Below are 25519 nucleotides of genomic sequence, written 5' to 3' on the forward strand. Positions count from 1 at the left end.
AGTCGAGCAATCTCAACGGGTTTCTTTCCCATTTTGAGATAAGCAGCAATTTCACCCCGTTCTGTGGCTGAAAGATGAGAATAGGATGATTTTCTGGTAGAATTAATGTTGGACATGTTCATCTGCTCTCCATACTGAATTGGGGAATTCTAGTATATCAGACGAACATGTCTTTTTTGTTGCACTTCATTTTACAACGCGGTTTTTTTTGTTTTGGGCTATTGCAAAAGCCCAGAGCTTGCTATTTCTAGCACCAGTTGCTTTCTTTTGCGTGTTTGCTGGGTGTGAAGCTGCGCTTTGCTGACGTGATCTGTCCAGAGAATGGAGCGGCTTAGCCTAAAATAGGCTTAAGTTTTGCGCGAGCGATTTGGCAAGGGCCTGAGCAAGGGCCTGAAAATGGGGAATAAGCCTAGGAAAGTGGTGACAGCTCAAGCGATCCTGTGCTATAATGGAGCAATGAAACTATCGGATCTGGGAGAGGAGTGTGTGATGTCTTACGAGGAAACTTTTTTGAAGGATTTTGGAGAATGGGTGGCCACACAGGTTAAGGTTAATGAAATGGCGCTTATGACCAGCCAGCAGATTGCCCAAGCAGATGGCGATGAGCGCGCAGAAGAAGCGGCCATTCGTTATGAAAGTAAGCTGGATGCTTATCGTTATTTATTAGGTAAGTTTGATAATTATAAGCAAGGTAAGGCCTTTCATGATGTGCCAGACGGTTCTTTTGGCATGCGTCACTTCTAAGATGCAGTCTGCAGCGGGATTTGCTGCTAGTCAGGGAAGCTCTGGTATTTTTATGAGTTAGCTGGGAAAATGACCTAGACTAGCCTAGCTTTTAAAAATAATGCCTAACAGCATTGCTTAAGGCGATTATTTTTGTTAGAATTAGGAGTAATCAGAAGGTGCATTGAGTTGGTCTGTTACAGAGAGCGGTGAGGTTGAGAAATCCGTACAGACGTCAAGGCTGGTAGCTGAGGTTTACAAGTGAAGAACTAAAGTCGCAGATGTTTTTAGTCATCTGAAACAGTGGTGGTACCGCGGAAATCCTAACACGATATTCGTCCCTGTCTAGTTAAGACTAGATGGGGATTTTTTATCTGGTTAAAGAAAGTGCGTCCAAGGGCGAAACCGCATTAAGAGCCGCTACTTGTGCTCTTACGTGATAAAAATGATATTATTTTGGCCCCTTGGAGGATAGCTTATGAATGAATTTGAAAAAATGACGACTGCCCGTTTAACCTTGCGTCCGGTCCGTATGTCAGATGCTGAGGCGATGTATGACTATGGTCATCGTCCAGAAGTGGCGCGCTTAGCTGGTTTTCCAGTTAATCAATCAATTGAGGAATGTCAGAATTTTATCCAGCTGGATTTGTCTAAAAAGGGACAGGCAGTTAGACAACGAATCTATGCTATTTGCCTCAAAGGGCAAGATCGTTTGATGGGGACGGTGAATTTTGCTAAGGCTATTAAGCATGATGTACTTGAAATCGGCTATGTCTTACACCCAGATTTGTGGGGTCAAGGCTTAATGCCAGAGGCTGTCTTGGCTTTGGTTGATTTTGGTTTTAAGAATTTGAAACTTCGTAAGATTGAGATTGCTGTATATGACTATAACTTCCAAAGTCAGCGTGTGGCAGAAAAACTTGGCTTTCAGCAAGAAGCAAGATTACGTCAGCGTCAAAAAATGGAGGATAGCTTATCAGATCAATTGATTTTTGGCTTGTTAAGGAGTGAGTGGGAGGAGCAAAGAAGGCAATGAATCTGATTATCATCGGGGCGCAGGCTTCTGGCAAAATGACCATTGGACAAGAAATTGCTAAGCAGACCGAGATGACCCTTTTCACAATCATGAAACCATTGATTTTGTTCTCAAATTTATGCCCTGGTCCAAAGCAGCCACGGACTTGATTACCAAGATTCGGCTGGACTTTTTTGAGACTTTTGCAAAAACAGGGCGGTCAATGATATTTACCATTGTCATCAATTTTGGCGATCCAAAGGAGGTGGCTTTTCTAGCTGCTCTTCAAAGCATTTTTGCAGCACATGACCAAGAAGTCCTCTTTGTAGAATTAGAGACTTCCTTGGAAGAACGGTTGCGTCGCAATCGTACGGAAAATCGTCTTAAGCACAAACCTTTTAAAAGAGATATTGCCTGGTCAGAGAATGATATTCTAAGCACCATGGACCATGCCACTTTTAACAGCCAGCAGGCACCAGAAAAGCTGCACCATTACCATAAAATCAATAATACCGACCTCACTGCTGCTGAAGCAGCGCAGCTGATTATCCAAAAAATGAAACCCAATAAGGAGGCCTAAGATGACCGTTTTTCAGATTAAGAATCAGCGATTAGAATATCTAGAAGAGCTTCCTCTTAAACTGGAACGCGAGCTTTCCGTTTTGTTTGAGAACAATTTGGAAAAGCTAACAGCTTTAGAGTTTATTTCATCTGAATTTGCAATCCAAAATCAGCGTATTGATACCTTAGCATTTGATTTGGAGAATCAAGCCTTTGTTATTATTGAATACAAACGTTCAACAAACTATAGTGTTTTAGATCAAGGGATTTCTTATCTTAATACCTTGTTAAAATACAAAGCTGACTTTGTTTTAGAATATCATGAAAAAACGGGGAAAATTCTATCTAAAAAACAAATTGATTGGTCACAAAGTAAGGTTGTCTTTGTTTCACCTCAATTTACTTCTTTTCAAAAGCAAGCTATTGATTTTAAAGATCTTCCGATTGAATTATGGGAAGTTAAGCGATTTAAAAATGATATTGTTGTTATTAATGACATTAAAAAATCAGTAAATGCACCTAGTATAAAAGCATCGGTTAGGGGAGATTCCTCAGAGCTTTCACTTGTTACTAAAGAGGTAAAAACTTATTCAGAAGAAGATTTATTGACTAATAAATCTGAAGAGATCCAAGAGTTATATGATTCCTATAAACAGGCTATTTTACAGTTGATAGTAGATTGTGACATTGTACCGAAAAAACATTATATTGCCTTTAAAAAAGATAATCATAATATTATTGATATTGAAGTTCAACATAAACAACTAAAGCTATTTATTAATGCTAAGATAGGTCAAATTGATGATGCTAAGGGGGTGACTAGAAATGTTTCGCAAATTGGTCATTATGGAAATGGTGACTATGAAATTAAGGTCACAGATACTAAAAATTTAGAATACATTATGAGTCTTATTAAGCAAATACTATAGAAGCTAGGAAGGACAATTATGTCAAAAGAACTATCACCAAAATACAATCCAGCCGCAGTTGAGGCTGGCCGCTATGCCAAATGGCTAGAACAAGATGTTTTCAAGCCGTCTGGCGACAAGAAAGCTAAGCCTTATTCTATCGTGATTCCACCGCCAAATGTAACGGGTAAACTGCATCTAGGCCACGCTTGGGACACCACTCTCCAAGATATTATTATTCGCCAGAAACGGATGCAGGGTTTTGATACCCTATGGTTACCTGGTATGGACCATGCGGGGATTGCAACGCAAGCAAAAGTGGAAGAGCGTCTACGTGAACAAGGGATCACCCGTTATGACCTTGGTCGCGAGAAATTCCTAGACAAGGTTTGGGAATGGAAAGACGAATATGCAACGACCATCAAAGAACAGTGGGGCAAAATGGGACTTTCTGTGGATTACAGTCGCGAGCGTTTCACTCTGGACGCGGGCCTCTCCAAAGCTGTCCGCAAGGTTTTTGTTGAGCTCTATAACAAAGGCTGGATTTACCGTGGGGAGTTCATCATCAACTGGGATCCAGTAGCGCGTACCGCTCTTTCTGACATTGAGGTTATCCATAAAGATGTGGAAGGTGCCTTTTACCATATGACTTATCTGTTGGAAGATGGCTCGCGCGCTTTAGAAGTAGCAACCACCCGGCCCGAAACCATGTTTGGTGATGTCGCTGTTGCCGTCAACCCAGAAGATCCTCGTTACAAAGACTTGATTGGTAAAAACGTTATTCTCCCAATCGTGAATAAACTTATTCCAATCGTAGGTGATGAGCATGCCGATCCTGAATTTGGAACAGGTGTTGTAAAAATCACACCTGCCCATGACCCGAACGACTTTGAGGTCGGTCAACGCCACAATCTACCACAAGTCAATGTCATGAACGATGATGGCACTATGAATGAACTGGCTGGTGAATTTGCAGGCATGGATCGCTTTGAAGCCCGAAAAGCCACTGTTGAAAAACTTAAAGCCATTGGTGCCCTTGTAAATATCGAAAAACGTGTGCATTCAGTTGGTCACTCAGAACGCTCTGGCGCTGTGGTTGAGCCACGTTTGTCAACGCAGTGGTTTGTTAAAATGGATCAGTTAGCCAAAAATGCCATGGCCAACCAAGATACAAAGGACAAAGTAGACTTCTATCCACCACGTTTCAACGATACCTTCCTTCAATGGATGGAAAATGTCCATGACTGGGTGATTTCACGCCAATTGTGGTGGGGTCATCAAATCCCTGCTTGGTACAATGAAGCAGGTGATATGTATGTTGGCGAAGAAGCTCCAGCGGGCGAGGGATGGACACAAGATCAAGATGTACTTGATACCTGGTTTAGTTCGGCCCTCTGGCCATTTTCAACCATGGGTTGGCCTGATACCGATTCAGCCGATTTCAAGCGTTATTTCCCAACGTCAACCTTGGTAACAGGTTATGATATCATCTTCTTTTGGGTGTCACGCATGATCTTCCAGTCCCTCGAGTTTACAGGGCACCAGCCATTCCAAAACGTGCTTATCCACGGTCTTATCCGTGATGAGGAAGGACGCAAGATGTCCAAATCACTGGGAAATGGAATTGACCCAATGGATGTGATTGAAAAATATGGTACAGATAGTCTTCGTTGGTTCTTATCAAACGGTTCTGCTCCGGGTCAAGATGTGCGATTCTCCTACGAGAAAATGGATGCTTCATGGAACTTCATTAACAAGATTTGGAACATTTCCCGTTACATCCTCATGAACAATGAAAGCTTGTCCCTCAAAGAAGCAAAAAGCAATGTGACTAAGGTGGTTACTGGTCAGGCTGGTAATGTGACGGATCGCTGGATCCTCCACAATCTTAACGAAACCATTGCCAAAGTCACTGAAAATTTTGATAAATTTGAGTTTGGTGTGGCGGGCCACCAATTGTACAATTTTATCTGGGAGGAATTTGCCAACTGGTATGTGGAATTGACCAAGGAAGTGCTCTATGCTGATAATGAGGCTGAAAAAGTCATTACCCGTTCGGTACTGCTTTATACCTTAGATAGTATTTTGCGCCTCTTACATCCGATTATGCCTTTTGTGACTGAAGAGATTTTCAGTCAGTATGCGCTAGGGTCCATTGTCACAGCTCCTTATCCAAGAGTAGATGAGCGCTTTGTCAATCCTACTGCCCATGCAGGCGTAGAAAGCTTGAAGGATTTGATTCGCGCGGTGCGCAATAGCCGAGCTGAGGTCAATGTCGCACCAAGTAAACCAATCACTTTACTGATTAAAACCAGTGACAAGGTTTTGGAAGACTTCTTCAATGCGAACGTTAATTACATCAATCGCTTTACCAATCCAGAAAAATTAGTCATCTCCACTGACTTGCAAGCCCCAGAGCTTGCCATGTCAAGCATCATCACAGGCGCTGAAATCTACCTGCCCCTAGCAGACCTCCTCAACGTAGAAGAGGAATTAGCCCGCCTGGACAAAGAACTGGCCAAATGGCAAAAAGAACTAGACATGGTCGGTAGAAAACTTGGCAACGAACGTTTCGTTAAAAACGCCAAACCAGAAGTGGTGCAAAAAGAACGCGACAAACAAAGCGACTACCAGGCCAAATTCAATGCGACTCAAGAGCGGATCGCAGAGATGAAAAAGTTGGTAAAGTAATCTAAACGTTCGAACCGTCCGACAAAACAAAGGCCAATTCAAAGCCAAAAAACGTTGACCAGACATAAAAATGAGCATTTAGCCCTAGAAGGTTAGATGCTCATTTGTGTTTTTGAGAAGTGAGTGGCGTTGATTATTAGGCGAGATTTGATTCAGAACGGTGTTGCTATTTTGTCTTATATTGAAGAATTTATAATTGAATCTGTTCTCGGTAGGCCTTAGCTTTTTTGGTAATCTCTTCAAAATTACCTTGGGCTGCTAGTTGGTTAAAATCACCACCAATACCGATAGCCGTAGCACCAGCAGTCAGCCAGTCATTAGCACTGTTGAGATTAATACCGCCAGTTACCATAATCTCTACTTGAGGCAGTGGGGCCTTTATAGAAGTGAGAAAATTTTTGCCAAGAGTTCCTCCAGGAAAGAGCTTCACAATCTCACAGCCATGTTCTAATGCGGTTGTAATTTCGGTTATTGTCATGCAGCCAGGTAGGTATGGGATAGTGTAACGGTTACACATTGTTGCTGTTTCTACATTGAACGCTGGTGAGACAATAAATTTTGCTCCAGCAAAAATAGCTGCGCGTGCTGTTTCACTATCTAGAACTGTACCGGCACCAATGAGAATGGTTGGTTGATTTGCATAATAAGCATTTAAGCGTTCGATTACTTGACTAGCTTTATTGTTTGTATAAGCCACTTCAATAGCTGTTATGCCCCCCTCAATACAAGCTTTAGAAGCCTTGAAAGCCTCTTCCTCAGAGTTGCCACGCACTACAACAACAATTTTTTGTTGCCGAAGTTGTAAGAGTGTTTCAGATTTGGTCATTGCTTGTTCCTTTCCTATCTATCGACAAATGTCACTAACGTGATGGAGTACTTTGTGGACATTTTCGACTGATTCGAACATATTATCTCCTTCAATCGTGCATTTTAAGGTCCCGCTGGCCACAGCAAAGTTAACAATTTCTTGTGCGTTAGCCTGGTGTAAGAGCTGATATAGTGCTCCTGCGACAAAAGCATCTCCGCTGCCCACCCGTTGGAGAACTTTAGTTTTTAATTCGGGCGAAAGGGTTAGCTGCTCATCACGCCTTAGAAGGAAGGCTTGATAAACATTTCGATCATATGAATCGGTGATGCGCTGGGTATGAAATATTGCTTGGAAATTAAAGGTGTCCATAAGAGCGGACATTCGTTTTTCGATGTCTTGTCTTGTAGCTGCTTGACGATTAAAAAAGAATGTGTCTTGTTGATTAAGCATCAAAGGTTCAATGCCAAAGCAGATATCAGCATAGGAGGCAAAATCAGAAAAGACGCGCTTGGCCTTTTCAGGTGCTAATAAAAGACTGCGAAAATTGAGGTCTAAGGAGATTGTTAGGCCTCGTTTTTGAGCCTCTTCTAATAGAGAACGACTAATATCGCGGATGTCTTGTCCTAAAGAGAGAGTGATACCACTAAAGTGGACATGTGTCACTCCTTCAAAAAGTTCATCATATGAAACGGCACTTATTTGAAAATTGTGTAGACTGCTACAATGACGATCATAGATTACCTGAGCCTGTCGACAGCCAAAGGAGTTTTCGAGAAAATAAAGCCCTATTCGCTGCCCGGTGCGTTGAATATGTTGAGTGTCAATTTGGTTAGCTTGTAGAAATTGCAAGAAACTATCACCAAGTTGGTTAGCAGGTAGGGCACATAACATTTTTGTCCTCTGACCGAAGCCCTCAAGTGCTCTAGCAATATTCACTTCTGAACCACCATAAAAGAGTTGTGTAGGGATGGCATTTTCAAAATGATTTAAGGTTTGTGGACTAATGCGAATTAATGGTTCTCCAAAAAACAGGATTTTTGTCATAGCAGCTAGCGATCCTTTCTAGATACAGCTATTTATTTAAAACATTTGTTATATAGTCAGCTATCGCTTGATCTTGACAGTGAGCAAAGAATAATTCTTGGAAATGTTTACCTGACACAGTTTCTTTTAAGAAATCTTGGTCTAGCTCTTTTAAAATTGTTAGGAAATCTTTATAAGTAGTAGCCTTAATGGTATTTAAAATACCAGCATTACGTTGCTCTGGTATGGCACGTTCTTTTGGATAACCCCCTCCTTTTTCATCTTCAAACAGACGTTCCAACATGTAATGAAGATTGAGTTCAGCACCCCATCCAAAACCTTTAGCAAAAGGTAATGATAGAGCATTGCCGCCATTAACTTGGGAAAAAAGGTAGGCATCTACAGGATCTGCAGCAAATCCACAAATAACACCAGGAAAACTGTTACAAGAAAGCATTGCGCCGATACCGGTACCACATCCAGTGATTACAAAGTCGGCAGCTTTGCTATTTAGTAAAATAGCTGTTAATAATCCGTTTTGAACATAGGTGAGTTGACTTTCACCTTCTTCACCATACATGCCATAATTGAAAGCTTGAAATCCTTTTTTATCAGCGACTGCTTGTATTTCTTTAAAAATAAGACTATTTTTACTAGCTTGGCTATTTTCATTAATTAATGCAATTTTCATCTCTATATATCTCCTCTTATTCTGGTTGTTGACCAATGTAGGCAAGAATGCCGCCATCAACATATAAAATGTGTCCATTGATAAAATTTGAAGCGTCACTGGCTAAGAAGACGGCCGGAGCCCCAAGATCCTTAGCCTCACCCCAACGCTGTGCTGGGGTTTTAGAAATAATAAATTGGTCAAAGGGATGGCGTGAACCATCAGCTTGTATTTCGCGTAGCGGGGCAGTTTGTGGAGTGGCGATATAACCAGGCCCAATACCGTTACATTGGATATTGGCTGAGCCATATTCAGAAGCAATATTTTTTGTTAGCATTTTAAGGCCGCCTTTAGCTGCGGCATAAGCAGCCACAGTTTCACGGCCTAACTCACTCATCATAGAGCATATATTAATGATTTTTCCGTGCCCTTTTTCAATCATACCAGGGAGAACTGCTTTTGAAACGATAAAGGGAGCATTTAAGTCAATGTCAATAACTTGTCGGAAGTCGGCAGCGCTCATTTCAAGCATCGGAGTACGTTTAATGATACCAGCATTATTGACCAAAATATCAATAACACCAACTTCGTCAGTGATTTGCTTAACCATAGCTTGAATACCATCTTCATCTGTCACATCACAGACATAACCATGTGCCACAATGTTAAGTTTTTTGTAAGCAGCAATTCCTTTATCCACAAGGTCTTGACGAATATCATTAAATACAATTGTTGCTCCAGCATAAGCAAAAGCTGTTGCAATGGAAAATCCGATACCATAGGATGCACCGGTGATTAAGGCAACTTTCCCTTTGAGGGAGAAGTTGTCGTTTAAAAAATGATCAGTCATTAAGCTGGCCTCCAGTTTATATTCCAGGTAGTAAACCCGTTCACATGGATAGTAACACAGTAAACCGGTTTTGTCAATGAGTGAATCATCCTTGTGTACATAGGATATTTTCAGCTTAGAAACTGGTAAAATAAGTCATACAGTTTAGATAACTAGAAAAGCGGTAAAAAGGGCTCTTTACAGCCCGTGAAGTTCTTACGATGGGATTTTTTTCTATTAAAATATGGACGTATTGAAAGTCCGATAAGTAAACAAAAAGAAAAAAGTTTAAAAAACAGTTGACACTCACTTCTGTAAGCGCTATAATCATCCTATAGAAAGTAAACCGGTAAACTCATTGTTTAAAAAGGAGAAAGCATGGTTAAAATTATTGTGATGGCTCATGGCCATTTTTCAAGTGGGATTCTAAGTTCTTTAGAGTTAATTGCAGGTCAGCAAGAAAATGTAGTGGGAATTGATTTTTTAGCAGGGATGTCATCGCACGAGGTGAAAACTGCTTTGGTGAATGAATTAAAGACTACACAGGAGGCCTTGATTCTAACGGACTTGTTGGGGGGGACACCGTTTAATGTTGCTTCAACATACTCAATGGAGCAAACAGATAAAACACTTAAGGTTCTTGCTGGTTTAAATTTAGCTATGTTGATGGAAGCAGTATTTTCTAGAGCGTTGGGGATGAATCTTGAAATGTTAAGTGAGAAAGTCATAGCTTCATCACATAATGGTATTATTGACTTTGTATCTTGTCTATCAGTTCAAAATCAAGAACTTGAATTTGAAGGAGGAATTTGATGTCTTCTAGGATTAGAAAAGTTGCGATTGAAAAGATTGAATGTCCCGAACGTTTTTTGAATAATGCTTTATTAACAAGGGAAGAAGTTGAGAAAGCTATTGAACGTGCACTAAAGCAACTTTATCTTAATATGGGCTATTTTGATAACCGATTTCCAACACCGGCAACTTTTGATAATCACTATAAGGTAATGGATAATACGGAATGGACCAATGGTTTTTGGACGGGTTGCTTATGGCTAGCTTACGAATATACAGGAAATGTAGCGATCAAAGCCATGGCGCACAAGCAAGTTCTTTCATTTTTAGAGCGTGTGAATCAAAAAATAGAATTAGATCATCATGATTTAGGATTTTTGTATAGTCCGTCGTGTATGGCTGAATATCGTATAAATGGTAATGAACAAGCTTTAGATGCTGCCTTAAAAGCGGCTGATAAATTAATGGAACGGTATCAAGTAAAAGGGAAGTTCATTCAAGCTTGGGGAGAATTGGGGCAAAAAGACCATTACCGCCTTATTATTGACTGTTTATTAAATATTCAATTATTATTTTTTGCATCTGAACAAACTGGCGAGGTGAGGTATAAAGAGGCTGCAAGCAAACATTTTTACACTTCAGCTAATACAGTAATTCGTGAGGATGTATCGGCTTATCATACTTACTATTTCGATCCAGAAACAGGAGCACCTTTAAAAGGTGTGACACGCCAAGGATATAGTGATGATTCAGCTTGGGCACGTGGCCAAGCCTGGGGAGTTTATGGCATCCCACTTAGTTATCGAAAAATGCGAGATGATGACCAAATTGCTCTGTTTAAAGGAATGACAAATTACTTTTTGAACCGCTTACCTGCTGATAATGTTTCCTATTGGGATTTAATTTTTAATGATGACTCTGCACAGTCCCGTGATTCTTCTGCAACGGCGATAGCAATTTGTGGGATGCATGAAATGTTGAAATATTTGCCAGAGGTTGATGCTGATAAGGAAACCTATAAATATGCAATGCATACAATGCTTCGTAGCTTAATAGATAAGTATGCTAATACGGAGTATCAAGCAGGCCGCCCTCTTTTATTGCACGGTGTTTATTCATGGCATTCGGGCAAAGGTGTAGATGAAGGTAATATCTGGGGCGATTACTATTATTTAGAAGCTTTAATGCGTTTTTATAAAGACTGGGACTTATACTGGTAGTTCTTTGTGATGAACTGATTTTCATCTCAAAAAGGCACGTAATGGCCTGAAGTCAGGGTTAGTAAATAGGGTTTAATAAAGGTAGAAAATGAAGGAGGTCAGTGATGGCAGCAGAACCACATATTGTGATGACACGGATTGATGAACGCTTAATTCATGGACAAGGGCAGCTTTGGGTGAAATTTCTAAGTTGTAATACTGTAATTGTTGCTAATGATGCCGTTTCGCAAGATAATATTCAACAAAGTCTGATGAAGACAGTTGTTCCTGAGTCAGTAGCTCTGCGTTTTTTTTCCATACAAAAGGTCATTGAGATTATCCACAAAGCCAATCCAGCACAAACTATCTTTATTATCGTTAAAGATTTAGCAGATGCTTATCGCCTCGTGGTGGGTGGTGTTCCTATTAAGGAAATCAACATTGGTAATATCCATAATGCTTATGGCAAGACACAAGTAACACGATCTATTTTTTTAGATCAAGCGGATAAGGATGTGATTCGTCGTCTCCATGAAAATTATGGCATTTACTTTAATACTAAAACAACACCAACGGGAAATGATGGTGCAGTAGAAGTTAATATTTTGGATTATATTTAATAAACTGGGGTAATTTAAAGGAGAGTGTTATGAGTATTACTATTATCCAAGCAGTACTTATTGGATTATGGACGGCCTTTTGTTTTAGCGGTATGCTGCTTGGTCTTTATACTAATAGGTGTATTGTTCTATCATTAGGCGTAGGGGTTATCTTGGGAGATATTCAGACAGCTTTAGCAGTTGGTGCTATCTCGGAATTGGCTTATATGGGATTTGGTGTAGGTGCTGGTGGTACGGTACCGCCCAATCCAATTGGACCTGGAATTTTTGGTACCTTGATGGCCATTACAACTGTTGCTAGTAAGGATAAGATTACACCAGAAGCAGCATTAGCCTTATCAACGCCAATTGCAGTGGGTATTCAGTTCTTACAAACAGCAACGTATACCGCATTTGCAGGAGCGCCTGAGGCCGCTAAAAAAGCGCTTAGAGTAGGGAATTTTCACAAATTTAGAATAGCAGCTAATGGGACGATTTGGGCATTTGCAGGACTTGGTTTCATTCTCGGGCTAATTGGTGCACTTTCAATGGAAACATTGACGAATTTATTTGCTTTAATTCCTCCGGTACTTTTGAACGGTTTAACGTTAGCAGGTAAGATGCTTCCGGCTATTGGTTTTGCAATGATTTTATCAGTTATGGCGAAAAAGGAACTTATTCCCTATATTTTGTTGGGTTATGTTTTAGCTGTTTACTTCGGTTTGCCGGTCTTAACACCAACATCAAATGGTGATGGCGTTTTAACCTCAGTTACAGCTAATAGTGTACTTGGCGTACCAACCATTGGTGTAGCTCTGATTGCTACCATCTTTGCTCTAATTGATATCTTTAGAAAACCAGCTGCCGCTGGAGCAAGACCACAACCTGAAGGAGACGAACAAGATGACTGGATCTAACAAACTTGTCAAAAGTGATTATACAAAGACAGCTTTACGTGCTTTTTTCTTGCAAAATGGCTTTAATTACAGTAACTATCAGGGCTTAGGCTATGCTAATGTTATTTTTCCTGCTTTGAAAAAGTATTATGGCGATGATAAAAAAGCTTTAGCTCAAGCAGTTGAAGATAATATTGAATTTTATAATACAAACCCTCATTTTCTCCCATTTATTACTAGCTTGCATTTGGCTATGATTGAAAACGAGCGGCCTGAAGAAGAGGTGCGGGGAATTAAGATGGCATTAATGGGACCATTGGCTGGAATTGGGGACTCTCTATCACAATTTTGTTTAGCGCCGCTTTTTTCCACAATTGCAGCATCCTTAGCTTCAGATGGTTTAGTTCTTGGGCCATTATTATTCTTTGTAGCGATGAATACTATATTAACAGCGATTAAACTAGTGACTGGTTATTATGGCTATAAATTGGGGACAAACTTTATTGAAAAGCTCAGTGAACAAATGACCATTATTTCACGTGCAGCTAATATTATTGGGGTAACTGTCATTTCAAGCTTAGCAGCAACTCAAGTGAAGCTTACTATTCCTTATACCTTTGCAGCAGGTAAAGTAACTAGTTCAGCTCAAAAGATTGTGACGGTTCAAGGTATGCTTGATAAAATTGCTCCTGCTTTATTGCCTGCACTTTATACCCTTTTAATGTTTTACCTCATTAAAAATAAAAAATGGACAACCTATAAATTAGTTATTCTTACGGTAATTATTGGAATTTTAGGCAGTTGGCTAGGTATATTAGCATAAAAAAAGGCGTCAAAGGGTTAGAGATTTTTCTAATCCTTTTTCGTTTAAATGGGAGAGAGTTATTATGAAGTCATCATTGTTAAGAAATCGACCACCATTCTTATTACAATTTGATCCCGATTATTGTAATAGTTATATTAAGAGACATCACAAAAGAGCTTATGAGCAACGTAAAAAAAGTGCCGATTTGCTGTTGAGTCATACGTTTATTTTTACTGATAACTGGGATATGGAACCTTGTAGTAAACCGATAAAATTAAAGTTTTTAGATTGGGAGCATTCCCCGACAACTGATCCTGAGTGGGCCTATATGCTTAATCGACAAACCTATCTTATGAATTTGCTCCTGGTAGGCATCGTTGAAAAGCAAACAAAATATCAAGAGCAAGCTCTCTTTTTTATCCGTGATTGGATTAATCAAGTTGAACGGTTAACTCCTAAAAGCCCAGCGACACGGACATTAGATACGGGTATTCGATGCTTGACATGGCTCAAATTTCTGCTTTATTTGGATCAATTTGCCAGCTTATCCTTAGCAGATGAGTCCTTAATTTTAAGTTCTGTACGCTCACAGCTGACCTACTTGCATGCTGCTTATCAGCCTAAATATAGTTTGAGTAATTGGGGTATTCCTCAGACAGTAGCCATATTGCTTTGGTCTCATTATTATGGCCAAGAGGTGGTTAGTCCTAGCTTGCGAGAATTTGCTGAAACAGAGTTGCAACAGCAGTTGAACTTACAAATTCTTGATGATGGCAGTCAATATGAGCAGTCAATAATGTATCATGTTGAAGTTTACAAAAATCTCCTGGAATTAGCCCATTTAATGCCTTCAAAGGCGGCTGAACTAACACCTGTTTTATTAAAAATGGCTAACTACATTGTTGCTATGACTGGTCCTGATCATCGACAAATTGCTCTTGGTGACAGTGATCGAACGGATACACGTGATATTCTAACCAGCTCAGCTATTTTTTTTGCATCCCCTTTCTTTAAAAGCAAGGCCTATGCACATGTGGACCTTGATTCTATTTTGTTGTTTGGTCGACCAGGAATAGAAAGATTTGAGACTTTAAAGGAGAAAGAATTAACCAATCAGCTGGCCTTTTTCCCATCTAGTGGACACGTTTGTTATAGGAATGCACGTTCTTACCTCTTTTTTAAAAGTGGGCCATTTGGTAGTTCACATAGTCATAGTGATCAAAATAGTTTTTGTCTGTATGACCAGGGACAAGCTCTCATTGTGGATCCTGGTCGTTACACGTATAAGGAAGAATCGCTGCGCTATCAGCTAAAAAGTCAAGAGTGTCATTCAACTTGCTTTTTAGTAGGAGAAGCAGCTAAGCACGTGCAAAGCTCCTGGACTTATAATTCCTATCCCAGAGCTCAACTCTTGCCACCAGTGTTAGAAGATAAGCTAGTCCTACTTGAGGGATATGTTATGGACAGCAATACGTGCAACCCTGTACTTCATCAGCGTCAAATTCTTTGCTTACCTGCAGGAAACACTGTTGTTTTTGATCGGGTTTATTGTCCTGGTAGGCACTGCTTGCAAACGCAATTTATTCTTGATAGCGAGGTTACATATCAGAAAGGGAAAATAAATAATTTACGTGTTTATAGTTTACAGCCCTTGCAGGTAGAAGAGATGCTTATTTCAAAGCGCTATAATCAACTGACACCTAGTAGTAAACTCGTTAAGCGTCAGCCATTTACTGATACCTTAACAGATGTCACGCTTTTTTTAGACCAAGATTGCCGTGTGAGAGAGCATCCCATTCTTCAAACCGGAAGTGAGTCACCACTAAAGAATGCATATGGTTTTGAACTTGAGGGCTCAAATTACCACTATTTTATAGCACTACTGGGAGCTGATATTATCCAGGGAGACAAACTCTATCATTTAGCGGCTTACAAATGTAAGGGACGAGTCGTTGTTTATGATAAAGTAAAGGGAATTTGTCATCGTTTAAAAAATTAATTGGACGGGTCTTTTTCCCCACCATCAAAGCATTCTATGGTATACTAAGAATAATCCTAACTATTTCTAAACCGATTAACTAAGAAGAAAATATACTGTAAGAAAGGAAAAGAGATTGTCCAAAAAAGTTACCATTTCTGACATTGCTCAATTATCACAGACTTCCAAGACCACGGTATCTTTTTATTTGAATCATAAATATGAGAAAATGTCAGAGGAGACACGTAGGCGCATTGAAAACGTTATCAAAGAAACAGGCTATAAACCAAGCACACTTGCTAGAAGTTTAAACTCCAAAAATACTCATTTGATCGGAGTACTAATCGGTGATATTACTAATACGTTTTCTAATCAAATCGTTAAAGGCATTGAAACGTTGACCAAAGAAAAAAATTACCAGGTCATTATTGGCAATAGTAATTATGATTCTAAAAATGAAGATCACTATATTGAAAATATGTTGAATCTTGGTGTAGATGGCTTTATTATCCAACCAACATCTAATTTTCGTAAATATTCGCGCATTATTGAAGAAAAGGAAAAGCACATGGTGTTCTTTGATAGTCAATTGTATGAGCACCGAACCAATTGGGTTAAAACAAATAATTATGATGCTGTTTATGATATGATTCAGTCTAGTATTGACAAAGGTTATACTGATTTTGTGATGATTACAGCGGATCCTAGCCTTTTGAGTACCCGTATAGAAAGGGCTTCTGGCTTTATAGATGCTCTGGAAGAGCAAAACTATACCTATGAAAAATTAATTATTGATCAAGAACAAACACAGATGGAAGAGATTGAGACTTTCTTAGATCAGCATATTAATCGTTCTCACAATACTCTAGTTTTTGTCCCCAATTGCTGGGCTTTACATATGGTATTTACAGCGATGAAAAAACTTCAATTAGCGATGCCTCAAACAGGGCTGGTTGGCTTTGACAATATTGAGTGGACTAATTTTTCTTCACCAACCGTCACCACTATTGTTCAGCCAGCTTACGAAGAAGGTAAAGAGGCGGCTGAGATTCTTATTAATGAAATTGAAGGGGCGCTCCACGAGGAAAAGCAGAAAATATTTGATTGTAAGATTGAATGGAAAGAATCAACACTATAAAAACAGTAAAGGCTCTCAATTTCCTGTAGAGGATGACTTATGTTTATAGCTTCCCCTATAGTTTATAGTTACTAAGAACTCAAGACTGCCAATAGCTGCTAGTGCTAGCAAAAATTTGCTAATGGTAAGCACTTTAATACCTTGAAGAGCCTGTCCTAGACTATTTGTGATTGTGTCTTAACTCTGAAATATTAGTTAGTCTAAAGACTAGACTTCCGTTATATTGATTTCTTTTAGTGTTTTTCATGCCTGGCTATTTCCCTTCAGCTGCTTAACTTTTTGACATAGTTGATGTTTAGCTAGAAAATTATAAGTGGTGCGTGTGATGTTAAATATGGCTATAAAGCACTTGCTTAATCGTAAGAGCTTATGATTTTCTTTTTTAAGCCATTTTTGAAAAAATGGAGCAGTTGACGCTGCACCTCAATAGTGAGACAGAAGAAAAACACTCTAAAAAACCAATTTCCTGAATTGAACAAGAGATTGGTTTTTTAAATGATATTGAATTCTAGTTTCATTATAAAATGTAATTGTTGCAATCTTTGTTATATTATTTTTGTGGTATTTTTTCTTTTGTGGGGGAAAGGTTTCAGTCTTTAGATGGAGTGAGATTCATTCGATACAGGCAATTTTGTTTCTAACGCATAAGCTTTTTGACCATAATAAAGCACTCCTGATTCTATTTTACTAGCATTTATCAGGAGTGCTTTTCTTCTGTCTCATTTTATGGATGTAACACCGTTTGCTCAGTTTTTTCTTTGGTTTGTGGTTGGTAAAAGACCAATTGATAATGATTTCCCTGACGCTGAATCTGGTACAGACCGGCTTTTTCTATCGTTAAGTTGTCTTCTACTGTTAAGGGAGCATGGTCATATTTGATGATACTCCAGAGTTTTTGCTCCTGGTCGTAGATGATTTGTTGTTGGGAGGTGTTGGTAATGATACGTATAGGCTGTTGTTTGATTGCTTCAAAAGCTGGTCGGCTTATATTGGGATAGAGTGTATAGGCATAGGTATCATCTGTCTTGGTATGCGTTTGGGTAATCGTAATATAAGTTTGCTTTTGTAGCTGCTGATTCGTATTAGTCTGATTAATTGTGGACCACTTACCGCTTTGTACAGCTTCTTGAATGGTTAGATTGGTTGGCTTATCAAATAAGTAGGCTAATTGACGTTTAGGATCGCTAGTTTCCAAAAAAATGGAGGAAACCTTATCTAGCTGATGTGGTGCTCCGTCAGATAGATTGATTACTTGACCATTAATGTAGACACGGTAAGGGCAGTTGGAATCAACTCTGCGTTGGTCAATTGTTGTCTGAGTCTGTAAATAATCTTGGTTTGTTTGAATGGCAGTGCCTAAAAAAACAATTTTATCATCTAATATAGCCCAGGCTTTTTTGGCGCTTAAACTTTGATTCCAGTTGGAGAATTGCATAGCAGCTAGGCCATTTTTAGTAGAAGAAGCAAGAGAACCAACAAAATCAGAAGGATTAACCACTTGTCCAGTTTCTTTTTGAGCATTCTGGTCCCTTTGGGTGAAACCTTTCATAATCTGAGTGGTAGCATCTTGCCGTGGTTGATTAGTTTCGGTTGTTCCGGGGAGTTTGTAGGGATTAACAGTTGGCCAAAAGTTGTCGCTATAGTGAGCGAGGTCATTATTATAGAGATAAAACATGCCATCACTGGTATACCAACCGCGAGTATTTTCGTTGTTCATAGCTTCATAATTTTGAGTTCGATCCGAGTAGAGAGATAGACCAAAACCAAAATCCTTTTCGGAGTTATAATAGACCAACTTGTCCATACTATTATAGGTTTTGAGATAGGTTTTTGACTTGACTTTGGGCAGGTTAGTATCGCCTTTTAGTTTCTCAACAGCTGCAATGTCTATGTAAGATTTAAGGTTCTTATTGGTATCGTAGTAAGTATCAGCTGCAATGATGTTTTTAATTTGGGCCTTTAGAACTTGATTACGCGTGCTTTGATCCATGTTAGCTATTCGTAATAAGGCTCTGAGAACTTCGACACTAGCAGCATGTGTTGAGCTAGCTTCACGGCTAATGGAGCGTCCTCTGGTCATATCCATTAACTGTCCTTTAATGATTATTGGCAAGAAAGACTGATCGATCCATTGGTAAATATGATTGATTTGATTGGGGGTGAAGGGGGTATCCGTTTTTTGAATGATAGGCAGTAATTGTGCTAAGCCATCAATTAAGACATTCCCATAGGCTCCAGTGTAAGCTATATGTGTATGGTCAATGTAAGAACCATCAGTATAAAAGCCATTGCCGTTAGTGACTGTTTGAAAGAGTTTTCCTAAAGATGCTGTGGTTTCTTTGACAATAGTGGCATCTTTACGAATCAAACCTGTCAATACCTTAACACGCCCCATATCCACTAGATTACCTCCTAAAGCTGGAAATGGGTTTACCAAAGTCATTCGAAAGTAGTTAGAATTAGGAACAAAGTGCTCAATAGTATCTGTTAGGGTCATCATTTCGGATTGTGAGAAATAAGAATTAAGAAGGGTTAGGCTGCCTAGCAGTGCACGTGGTACACCTATCTCATAATCCCACCAGTTAGCTCCGCCTTCAATATCTTGATTGCTATTGTAGACATTCAAATTCAACCAGGCTAGGCCTTCACGAACCACTCGAATAGCCTGTTCATTCTGGTAGTAAACAGAACCTGGCGTAGTAATCTGCTTAGCTATTTCTTCTAAACGACGGTAAGTAGCGGTTATCTGATCTGATTTAGTATAATCGCTTAAGTCTGACCACAAGGCTGTTCGCCCACTTGCTTGATTGAATGTGGTCATTGCTTTGGTTACATTAGTCTCCAATTGGTTAAACAAGCGGCGCATGTCGCGATTTTGATGATTATAGTAGTTATTGCCTAAGGTCATAGTATTCCAATCTTCAATGAGTTGTGAATACTTGTCAGAGGCGCTAGGGAGAATAGTAAGGGGAATAGTTGTTATTTGTTGTCTTTTTTGATCAGTGACAGTGACAGTTGCCTGGCCTTCTTTTAGGGGGTGAAGCATTCCTCCTTTTATTTGGGCAATACTGGTATCATCAATTTGATAATGATAGTCAGTGATAGGAAATACATACTGTTTATCTAAGGTTTCTTGCAGACTGGTTGGTAAGACAGGTGTCACTGGCTTGAAGTGTTCGAGATGTTTAGTGCCACAATCTGTCATAGAAATATTCTGGAAGATTGCTTTTCCGGTTCCTGATTCAAAGTAAAGTTCTAGGGTGACTTTCGAAACATTGTTTTTGGGTTTGTAGAGTTTGTGCAAAGAATGATGACTGCTGTTTCCCATTGTCATTGGAGAAAGCCAAATGCGTTTCTTTTTTGGGTCACTATTATTATCCTCAATGATACGAACAAAAGCCTGTCCGGTGCGATCCTTAGTGGTAATCTCAAAAGAGACATCATATTGGTGATTAGGGTTAATGTTGACTTGTTGTGTTACTGCCCCTCGTAAGCCCACGGAACTTTCAATAATCAATTCTCCATTAGCAGTTACCCTAAAAATAGGATGAGGGTCTTGACTCTGCTTGGAGTCTACATAGGCTGACCAAGCACTAGGAGCTTGTGGTTCAGACCAATGAGATTTAGGAGGTGATACATTTTTTTGAGAAAAATCTCCATTTATAAGCACATTAGAGTGTTCTGTAATTTCAGTATTATTTTTGTTATGCTCAGCTTCAAGAGTTAGAGAAATAGGAGCTTTCTCACTAAGATTCTGGTTAGTTGGTGAAGAAGGGCTCGACTTAGCTGTTTTTTCTTGATGCGACTCAGATAGCGTTTGAGGCGCTGGTATTGGCTCAGGCGTCAGGTTCACAGGAGAGGAGCTTATTTCCACTGTTAAATAATTCTTGGCCGTTGCCGCTGGAAGAGGAGACAATCTAAGCTGCTGTAAGGAGTTTTTGGCTTCTAACTGTTGTGATGCATCTGTCTCTAAGACGCTGGCATGACTCACTTGGGGTGCCCAAAGTACACTCACTACCAAAAGGAGTAAGATATACAAGAAATAAGATTTTTTTAAAGAATAAAATGACATGGCAATACCTCCATATGGTAAACCGGTTTAATAAAATTGTAGCACACCTAGACAATAATGTAAAGCGCTATCATCGTGTGCACCTTAGCTAGTTACTAACAAAGTTCTTTGAAAATTAGAAGAGCTAAATCTTAACACCAACTAGCTATCGCGAACAATTTTTTTGGCTTTGAGTTGAAAAAGTGATGAATGAAGTCACCATTAATGGGGGAGTCTGATATTGTCAAAGATCTTCACAACGACTATAGCAATATTGAATGGACCTTTACAGAAATGGTATTGAACCCCTTATTTGTGATTCCGTGGTTGATTATTCCTCCAATTTGTGCAACCATTGCTTATTTAGCAACGCAAGCTGGGATAATACCTCCTGTTTATCTGGCTGTTCCTTGGATCACACCTCCAGGACTCTATGCTTTTTTGGCAACGGGTAATAATCTAATGGCTGGCTTAGTAGCACTTTTGAATGTCTTTATTGCTTTTCTTATCTGGACACCATTTGTTATCTCAGCTAATCGGGCCACATTACTTGATTAGGTTGTACCAAAGACTAGATTTGGGGTTAAGCTAATTCTTCTCACAGCATCATAAAAACTGCAGGCATAGTCGATTAAAAAACGTGCTGTCCTGCAGTTTTGTAATTCTAGTTAGCTTTTGTAGGCTGCTAGTGAATGGTCTGAGTTATCGTCTATCAGTCAAGGCATAAGCTAAGCCTGTGCCTATTGACCTTGGGTTTATTTCTTTGGTTTATGCCACTTAGAGATCACTAGACCAGTCAAGCCTGTTAAGGCCAGTACTAGAGCTAAGAAGGTTTTGGACTTGGAGTCACCAGTTTTTGCTAGCATATTTTGCGATTCCCTACTTGTCCTTGCTTCAGGTAGGAAATGGGTTTGCGTGCCTCCTTGTTGATTGGTGCTGGTTTGAGGACTTGGTCCGTCTTCTTGCTTAGCTTTGTCTTGTTCTTGCGGCATTTGATAATCAGCTGCTGATGGTTGGTGTGCTTGAGCGAGCCTAATGACGACGGCTGTTAAGCCAGCTAGGGTTAAGCTATCTTTAGTGAAGGTTATGCCAATTGGCTGGCTGATTGGGCTTGTTCCGGCTTGTTCAGCATCCACAAGGACCTCTCCTTGTAAAAGCTGCTGATAAATTTGGGGAAGTATTAAACGTCGTGGTTCTTGGTCGGCATTGACAAAAACAGCATAGCAATCACCATTGGTCGCAATTGTTTGATAACCGATGACCAGATCTTCTTCTTTAATCCCATGGTGTCCAGCTTGGGTGATGAGGGTCACCTCTTGGTCTATCTGGCTTTTGCTTGCTTTACGAAAGGCATCGGTTGATCGCCGCAGAGCAATCAAACCGGCTGTGTAAGCCTGTGTTTTGGCGCTAATGGGATATTTGCTGGTATCTGTGGCCCTGGTCCAATCGAAATGATTGACCGCATCTGAGGAGTCGTAAGAATCATGAATGAAGTAAGGAAAGTCGCTAACAGCATCAATGACTGTTGATTTATTAGGAGCTTGTTCCTGGCTGACCCGCCCTTTGAAGTTAGGATTTAGGAGCTGTTTGGTTCGACCATATTCCTGTCCAGAATGCAAAAAGGCTGTTCCTTGTGCGGTTAGGATAAGGGTGTTACCAAGGCGAATTCGCTTATGGATTTCTTCATGGGCTAGTTGAGGGTCTTTATTGATAGATTTAGCAATAACATCGTGTAGCGTCAAGTTATCATGGGCGGCAATATATTGAACGACATCACCAGGGCTATCTGCCTTGAAGTTTGTTGGTTGGGCTTTAATATTGTTGAAAATAAGCTCTAAGTTCTTAGGACTACCTGTGATAAAGGCGGGAGTGCCTTCGTTGGGGTAGCCTGATTTTAAGGCATTGCGGATGTCGTCTGAGAAGACGCCAACTGTATCTGTTGCTGCCATCCAATCTTGATCAGCTGCTGTGACTTTTTTATTCTCATCGCCTTGGAAGGTGCGCCAGCCCTCACCAATCATGATAATATTGGGATTAAGTGTCTTGGCTGTTTGGAAAGCCTTTTCGATAGCGGCAGCATCATGGTCTCCCATCATGTCAAAGCGAAAGCCATCAACCTTAAATTCATTGATGAAATAGGTAATGGAATCCACCAAAACCCGACGACTCATGGCATGGGTTGTACCTAGCCGTCCTCCGCCAAAGCTTTCACGAGGGCTTCCGTCAGCGTTCATAAAGTGGTAGTAGTTTGGCTCAAGGTCTTCAAAAATATAGGTTCTGGCGGTGTGATTGTAAACGACATCAAGGATGACTCCCATGCCACGTTTATGGATCTCATTGACTAAGTTTTTAAATTCTGTAATCCGCAGGCTAGGATTAGTTGGATCGGTCGCGTACATCCCTGTTAAGGCAAAATAGCTTTGCGGGTCATAGCCCCAGTTGTAGTTATTGTCTGCTGAGCTGTAGTCGTTTGAGCGTGATTTATCATTTTCATTGACGAAGAAGTAGCTCATAATGGGCATTAACTGGATATGGGTGACTCCTAGATTTTTTAAGTAATCTAATTTTTCTGTGAAGGCCAAAAAGGTGCCAAATGGCTGCTTAAGCTGTCTTTCAAGGGCAAGATCTGAGGTGAAATCACGAATATTAGCTTCGTAGATAATGGCATCCTCGCGTTTTTCAAAGCCATCAATCTTTGCAAAATCAAGCTTTGGCCCTAATTGACTTGGATTAACAAAGGCGGCTTTAGCAACCTTATCTTGCTCAGTGATGTGGTTGCTATCCCAGGCCGCTAGGGATTTAGCATAAGGATCTAACACCAGTACTGTTTGATCACCGCGCGTGATGGCATAGTGGTAATAGTAGCCATCGTAGTTGCTAATAGGCAGACTTGTGTGGTCCAGGTGTGCTTGCCAGACACCTGCTTGGGCTTTGGTCATGGCCACCTGAGCTAGAACGAGGTCTTGGTTAGTCTTATCATAAACAACGACCTTCACCGCATCAGCACTTGGGGACCACAAACGCAAATCAACGGCCGTTCCTGTTTCATTAAGCTTGGCTCCAAGTTCGCCATCATAGGCATAGAGCTGATCTTTGAGTTCCCAAGCGAGATAGGTTGTGGCCTTACTTTTGCCATAGGACACTGTATAATTCGCAGACTCTGCCTTAAAATTACCAGAGAGGGTGAGGATAGCATGGAGAGGATCAAGCGAAAGCGCCGTCACTTCCACCGGTTGGCCGGCCTTATCTGTGACTTTGATTTCTTTGCGCAGCTGGATTTCATCAACCCCATCTAAGGTTGAAAAACGAGCTTTGATCGTTGTTAGACTGGTCTGCTCGGCATTTTTAACCACCACTTGATCAACATAATAAGGATTGTTATAAACTTTTGGATCGGTATCTTTAACAAAGACCTGATTATGATTGGCTAAATCTTTAAAAAGATAGTCGTTTGGTTGAATTTTCACATCATCTCCTTTTTTACTTTTATCGAGGATAAGAAAGCCGAGCTCTTTGGCATTTTCCCTGAGAGGAATATCAACGTATTTGCCATATGGGCCCTCTTTGACGAAATCGCAAGCCCCAGTTGGCCAATCTTGTGAGGGGTTGCTGACGTCTTTAAAGACCCAGGCAGCCAGATGGTCATAGTTGTCAGTAGAATGACGGTAATTAATCCGCACATATCCTTTTGGCACAGGTCGGTATGTAAAAATCTTATAGGCACTATCAACCCAGGCCTCATTCATCTGTGGATCAATGAGCGCAATGTGCCGATTCTGTGAGATATTGTCTCCCTGATGATTATTAATCAAAAAGGAGAGCTGCTGATGACTGGACTTGGACATTTTAATATCCAGATAGTAGCCAAAATCATCTTTTTGAGCCTGAGCTAAGGGCGTAGCTCCCAGTGGCCAGCCATCTGAAGCCCTCTCAACATCATCCCACAGCCATAAGCCCAAATTGTCCAGGGGCTGATCAGGCAAAGTCTGCAAATGTAAGCGAAAATACCCAGGCTCAATCTTAGGAGCTGTGACTATACCCTCAGCCGTAGCATTTGGTGCTGGCAGTGGGGCTTGCTCAGTCTCAGCTGGGACTTTGATGTTTACGTCTGGCTTATTGGGGAAATGGGCTGTGCTTTCTAGAGTGGTAGTGGTTTTAGCTTGAGCACGGTTATCAGTTATCTCCTTCTTTGCTTGCGCTTCATTAGGAGGGGTCAATGACGTGCTGGCTGGACTTGCACTAGAATCAGCAAGGGTCTGTTTGGCAGTTGCTGTGCCAACGCTTGCATAATCGCTTTGATTTGTAAAATGATCCTCAGTTAGTGCTTGGCTATTTGCTGTTAAGTCAAGTGCTACTGGCTGGTTGTCAGCCTTTGTTTCTTGTGCTAACACAGGCTTACTAATCCCAAGCCAAGCAGCTCCTATAGCGACAGAGGTAACACCAATACTTAACTTTTTAATGGCGTAACGGAAGTGCTCTTGCCGCAAGTGGCTTGCTTTACCAGGCCAAGAGTGTTTTGTCATAAAATCCTCCTAATGCTTGAAAGTTTTCAAAAATATCTTACCACATTACGCAACCGCTTGCAATTTGTAATTGATTTCTGAAAATCCCAGGAAGTTTACTACCAGTCTTTTGCTTTTTTATGCAATGCTGTGAAAGAGGTGACCTGTCAAGCAAAGAACAAAGGCTTAAGCGTTTGAAATTCAAGAGCAGCTAGATTGGAGGGGCTAAAACCTGTTACGTAGGTGCGTGTGCTCTTATTTTAGGAATCAACTTACAAAAAAGGCTGAGACAAACGTCTTCAGCCATGATTATTTCACTCTCCTAAGATTT

17 protein-coding genes and 3 pseudogenes are annotated in these 25519 nt (G+C 40.3%); 13 read left to right on the forward strand and 7 right to left on the reverse strand.

The window, feature by feature from the left end:
* A pseudogene (locus tag GWD08_RS03990) lies at positions 1-116 on the reverse strand (IS30 family transposase); the annotation flags it as partial.
* 373 nt (positions 117-489) lie between these two features.
* On the opposite strand from GWD08_RS03990, the gene GWD08_RS03995 reads away from it, so the two are divergent.
* The 5 genes and pseudogenes from GWD08_RS03995 to GWD08_RS04010 all read left to right on the forward strand — a co-directional run bounded on the left by GWD08_RS03995 (position 490) and on the right by GWD08_RS04010 (position 5898).
* Positions 490-744: a DUF1912 family protein gene (locus GWD08_RS03995; protein WP_159543516.1), complete on the forward strand. Its 255-nt coding sequence runs from the start codon at positions 490-492 to the stop codon at positions 742-744.
* Between the two features lie 457 nt (positions 745-1201).
* Entirely contained in the window at positions 1202-1759 is a 558-nt protein-coding gene (locus tag GWD08_RS08755; protein ID WP_244295478.1) for a GNAT family N-acetyltransferase, read from the forward strand.
* Positions 1756-2318 (forward strand): annotated as a pseudogene (locus GWD08_RS08760) (ATP-binding protein). The gene GWD08_RS08755 and the pseudogene GWD08_RS08760 overlap by 4 nt, the downstream one beginning before the upstream one ends.
* 1 nt (position 2319) lies before the next feature.
* Positions 2320-3228 (forward strand): DUF5655 domain-containing protein, encoded by a 909-nt coding sequence (locus GWD08_RS04005; protein ID WP_159564357.1) that lies wholly within the window; start codon positions 2320-2322, stop codon positions 3226-3228.
* Between the two features lie 18 nt (positions 3229-3246).
* Positions 3247-5898 (forward strand): valine--tRNA ligase, encoded by a 2652-nt coding sequence (locus GWD08_RS04010; RefSeq protein ID WP_159564359.1) that lies wholly within the window; start codon positions 3247-3249, stop codon positions 5896-5898.
* A gap of 190 nt (positions 5899-6088) precedes the next feature.
* On the opposite strand, the gene GWD08_RS04015 is transcribed toward GWD08_RS04010, so the two are convergent.
* Genes GWD08_RS04015 through GWD08_RS04030 form a run of 4 tightly spaced genes read right to left on the reverse strand, consistent with a single transcriptional unit; the run spans position 6089 to position 9249 of the window.
* Positions 6089-6724 carry a bifunctional 4-hydroxy-2-oxoglutarate aldolase/2-dehydro-3-deoxy-phosphogluconate aldolase gene (locus GWD08_RS04015; RefSeq protein WP_159564362.1) on the reverse strand — a complete coding sequence of 212 codons (636 nt, stop codon included), beginning with the start codon at positions 6722-6724 and terminating at the stop codon, positions 6089-6091.
* 18 nt (positions 6725-6742) lie between these two features.
* On the reverse strand, positions 6743-7750 hold the full coding sequence (locus tag GWD08_RS04020; protein ID WP_159543527.1) for a sugar kinase: 1008 nt from the start codon (positions 7748-7750) through the stop codon (positions 6743-6745).
* A 28-nt stretch (positions 7751-7778) separates the two neighbouring features.
* Positions 7779-8420, reverse strand: a complete 642-nt coding sequence (locus GWD08_RS04025; protein WP_159564364.1) for an RpiB/LacA/LacB family sugar-phosphate isomerase — start codon at positions 8418-8420, stop codon at positions 7779-7781.
* A 16-nt stretch (positions 8421-8436) separates the two neighbouring features.
* Complete coding sequence (locus tag GWD08_RS04030; protein ID WP_159564366.1) at positions 8437-9249, reverse strand: gluconate 5-dehydrogenase; 813 nt, start codon at positions 9247-9249, stop codon at positions 8437-8439.
* Positions 9250-9606: 357 nt separating this feature from the next.
* Between GWD08_RS04030 and GWD08_RS04035 the strand changes: the two genes are divergently transcribed.
* The 7 genes from GWD08_RS04035 to GWD08_RS04065 all read left to right on the forward strand — a co-directional run bounded on the left by GWD08_RS04035 (position 9607) and on the right by GWD08_RS04065 (position 16635).
* Positions 9607-10041 carry a PTS sugar transporter subunit IIA gene (locus GWD08_RS04035; protein ID WP_159548875.1) on the forward strand — a complete coding sequence of 145 codons (435 nt, stop codon included), beginning with the start codon at positions 9607-9609 and terminating at the stop codon, positions 10039-10041.
* Positions 10041-11240 (forward strand): glycoside hydrolase family 88 protein, encoded by a 1200-nt coding sequence (locus GWD08_RS04040; RefSeq protein ID WP_159548872.1) that lies wholly within the window; start codon positions 10041-10043, stop codon positions 11238-11240. Before GWD08_RS04035 ends, GWD08_RS04040 begins: the two co-directional genes overlap by 1 nt.
* Positions 11241-11344: 104 nt before the next feature.
* Positions 11345-11839, forward strand: a complete 495-nt coding sequence (locus GWD08_RS04045; RefSeq protein WP_159543537.1) for a PTS sugar transporter subunit IIB — start codon at positions 11345-11347, stop codon at positions 11837-11839.
* A 29-nt stretch (positions 11840-11868) separates the two neighbouring features.
* Entirely contained in the window at positions 11869-12735 is an 867-nt protein-coding gene (locus GWD08_RS04050; protein WP_159548869.1) for a PTS mannose/fructose/sorbose/N-acetylgalactosamine transporter subunit IIC, read from the forward strand.
* Positions 12722-13537 (forward strand): PTS system mannose/fructose/sorbose family transporter subunit IID, encoded by an 816-nt coding sequence (locus tag GWD08_RS04055; RefSeq protein ID WP_159543541.1) that lies wholly within the window; start codon positions 12722-12724, stop codon positions 13535-13537. The genes GWD08_RS04050 and GWD08_RS04055 overlap by 14 nt, the downstream gene beginning before the upstream one ends.
* Before the next feature lie 64 nt (positions 13538-13601).
* Positions 13602-15518, forward strand: a complete 1917-nt coding sequence (locus GWD08_RS04060) for a heparinase II/III family protein (protein WP_159564368.1) — start codon at positions 13602-13604, stop codon at positions 15516-15518.
* Positions 15519-15633: 115 nt separating this feature from the next.
* Entirely contained in the window at positions 15634-16635 is a 1002-nt protein-coding gene (locus GWD08_RS04065) for a LacI family DNA-binding transcriptional regulator (protein ID WP_159564370.1), read from the forward strand.
* A gap of 724 nt (positions 16636-17359) precedes the next feature.
* On the opposite strand, the gene GWD08_RS04070 is transcribed toward GWD08_RS04065, so the two are convergent.
* Positions 17360-20707, reverse strand: a complete 3348-nt coding sequence (locus GWD08_RS04070; protein WP_159564372.1) for a polysaccharide lyase 8 family protein — start codon at positions 20705-20707, stop codon at positions 17360-17362.
* A 273-nt stretch (positions 20708-20980) separates the two neighbouring features.
* Between GWD08_RS04070 and GWD08_RS04075 the strand changes: the two are divergent.
* A pseudogene (locus GWD08_RS04075) lies at positions 20981-21244 on the forward strand (PTS sugar transporter subunit IIC); the annotation flags it as partial.
* A gap of 197 nt (positions 21245-21441) precedes the next feature.
* Here the strand turns inward: GWD08_RS04075 and GWD08_RS04080 are convergent.
* The gene (locus tag GWD08_RS04080; protein ID WP_159564374.1) at positions 21442-25209 is read right to left on the reverse strand and encodes a pullulanase; all 3768 of its coding nucleotides are present in this window, start codon (positions 25207-25209) and stop codon (positions 21442-21444) included.
* Positions 25210-25519: the final 310 nt, after the last annotated feature.

The sequence above is a fragment of the Streptococcus halichoeri genome, assembly GCF_009870755.1.
Taxonomy (GTDB): Bacteria; Bacillota; Bacilli; order Lactobacillales; family Streptococcaceae; genus Streptococcus; species Streptococcus halichoeri.

Excerpts from the sequence above, each read along its gene's own strand:
- GWD08_RS03995 (WP_159543516.1), top strand. The coding sequence starts at position 490 with ATGTCTTACGAGGAAACTTTTTTGAAGGATTTTGGAGAATGGGTGGCC.
- GWD08_RS04050 (WP_159548869.1), top strand. The coding sequence starts at position 11,869 with ATGAGTATTACTATTATCCAAGCAGTACTTATTGGATTATGGACGGCC.
- GWD08_RS04030 (WP_159564366.1), bottom strand. The coding sequence starts at position 9,249 with ATGACTGATCATTTTTTAAACGACAACTTCTCCCTCAAAGGGAAAGTT.
- GWD08_RS04080 (WP_159564374.1), bottom strand. The coding sequence starts at position 25,209 with ATGACAAAACACTCTTGGCCTGGTAAAGCAAGCCACTTGCGGCAAGAG.
- GWD08_RS04005 (WP_159564357.1), top strand. The coding sequence starts at position 2,320 with ATGACCGTTTTTCAGATTAAGAATCAGCGATTAGAATATCTAGAAGAG.
- GWD08_RS04035 (WP_159548875.1), top strand. The coding sequence starts at position 9,607 with ATGGTTAAAATTATTGTGATGGCTCATGGCCATTTTTCAAGTGGGATT.
- GWD08_RS04060 (WP_159564368.1), top strand. The coding sequence starts at position 13,602 with ATGAAGTCATCATTGTTAAGAAATCGACCACCATTCTTATTACAATTT.
- GWD08_RS04015 (WP_159564362.1), bottom strand. The coding sequence starts at position 6,724 with ATGACCAAATCTGAAACACTCTTACAACTTCGGCAACAAAAAATTGTT.
- GWD08_RS04010 (WP_159564359.1), top strand. The coding sequence starts at position 3,247 with ATGTCAAAAGAACTATCACCAAAATACAATCCAGCCGCAGTTGAGGCT.
- GWD08_RS04040 (WP_159548872.1), top strand. The coding sequence starts at position 10,041 with ATGTCTTCTAGGATTAGAAAAGTTGCGATTGAAAAGATTGAATGTCCC.
- GWD08_RS04025 (WP_159564364.1), bottom strand. The coding sequence starts at position 8,420 with ATGAAAATTGCATTAATTAATGAAAATAGCCAAGCTAGTAAAAATAGT.
- GWD08_RS04055 (WP_159543541.1), top strand. The coding sequence starts at position 12,722 with ATGACTGGATCTAACAAACTTGTCAAAAGTGATTATACAAAGACAGCT.
- GWD08_RS04020 (WP_159543527.1), bottom strand. The coding sequence starts at position 7,750 with ATGACAAAAATCCTGTTTTTTGGAGAACCATTAATTCGCATTAGTCCA.
- GWD08_RS08755 (WP_244295478.1), top strand. The coding sequence starts at position 1,202 with ATGAATGAATTTGAAAAAATGACGACTGCCCGTTTAACCTTGCGTCCG.
- GWD08_RS04045 (WP_159543537.1), top strand. The coding sequence starts at position 11,345 with ATGGCAGCAGAACCACATATTGTGATGACACGGATTGATGAACGCTTA.
- GWD08_RS04070 (WP_159564372.1), bottom strand. The coding sequence starts at position 20,707 with ATGTCATTTTATTCTTTAAAAAAATCTTATTTCTTGTATATCTTACTC.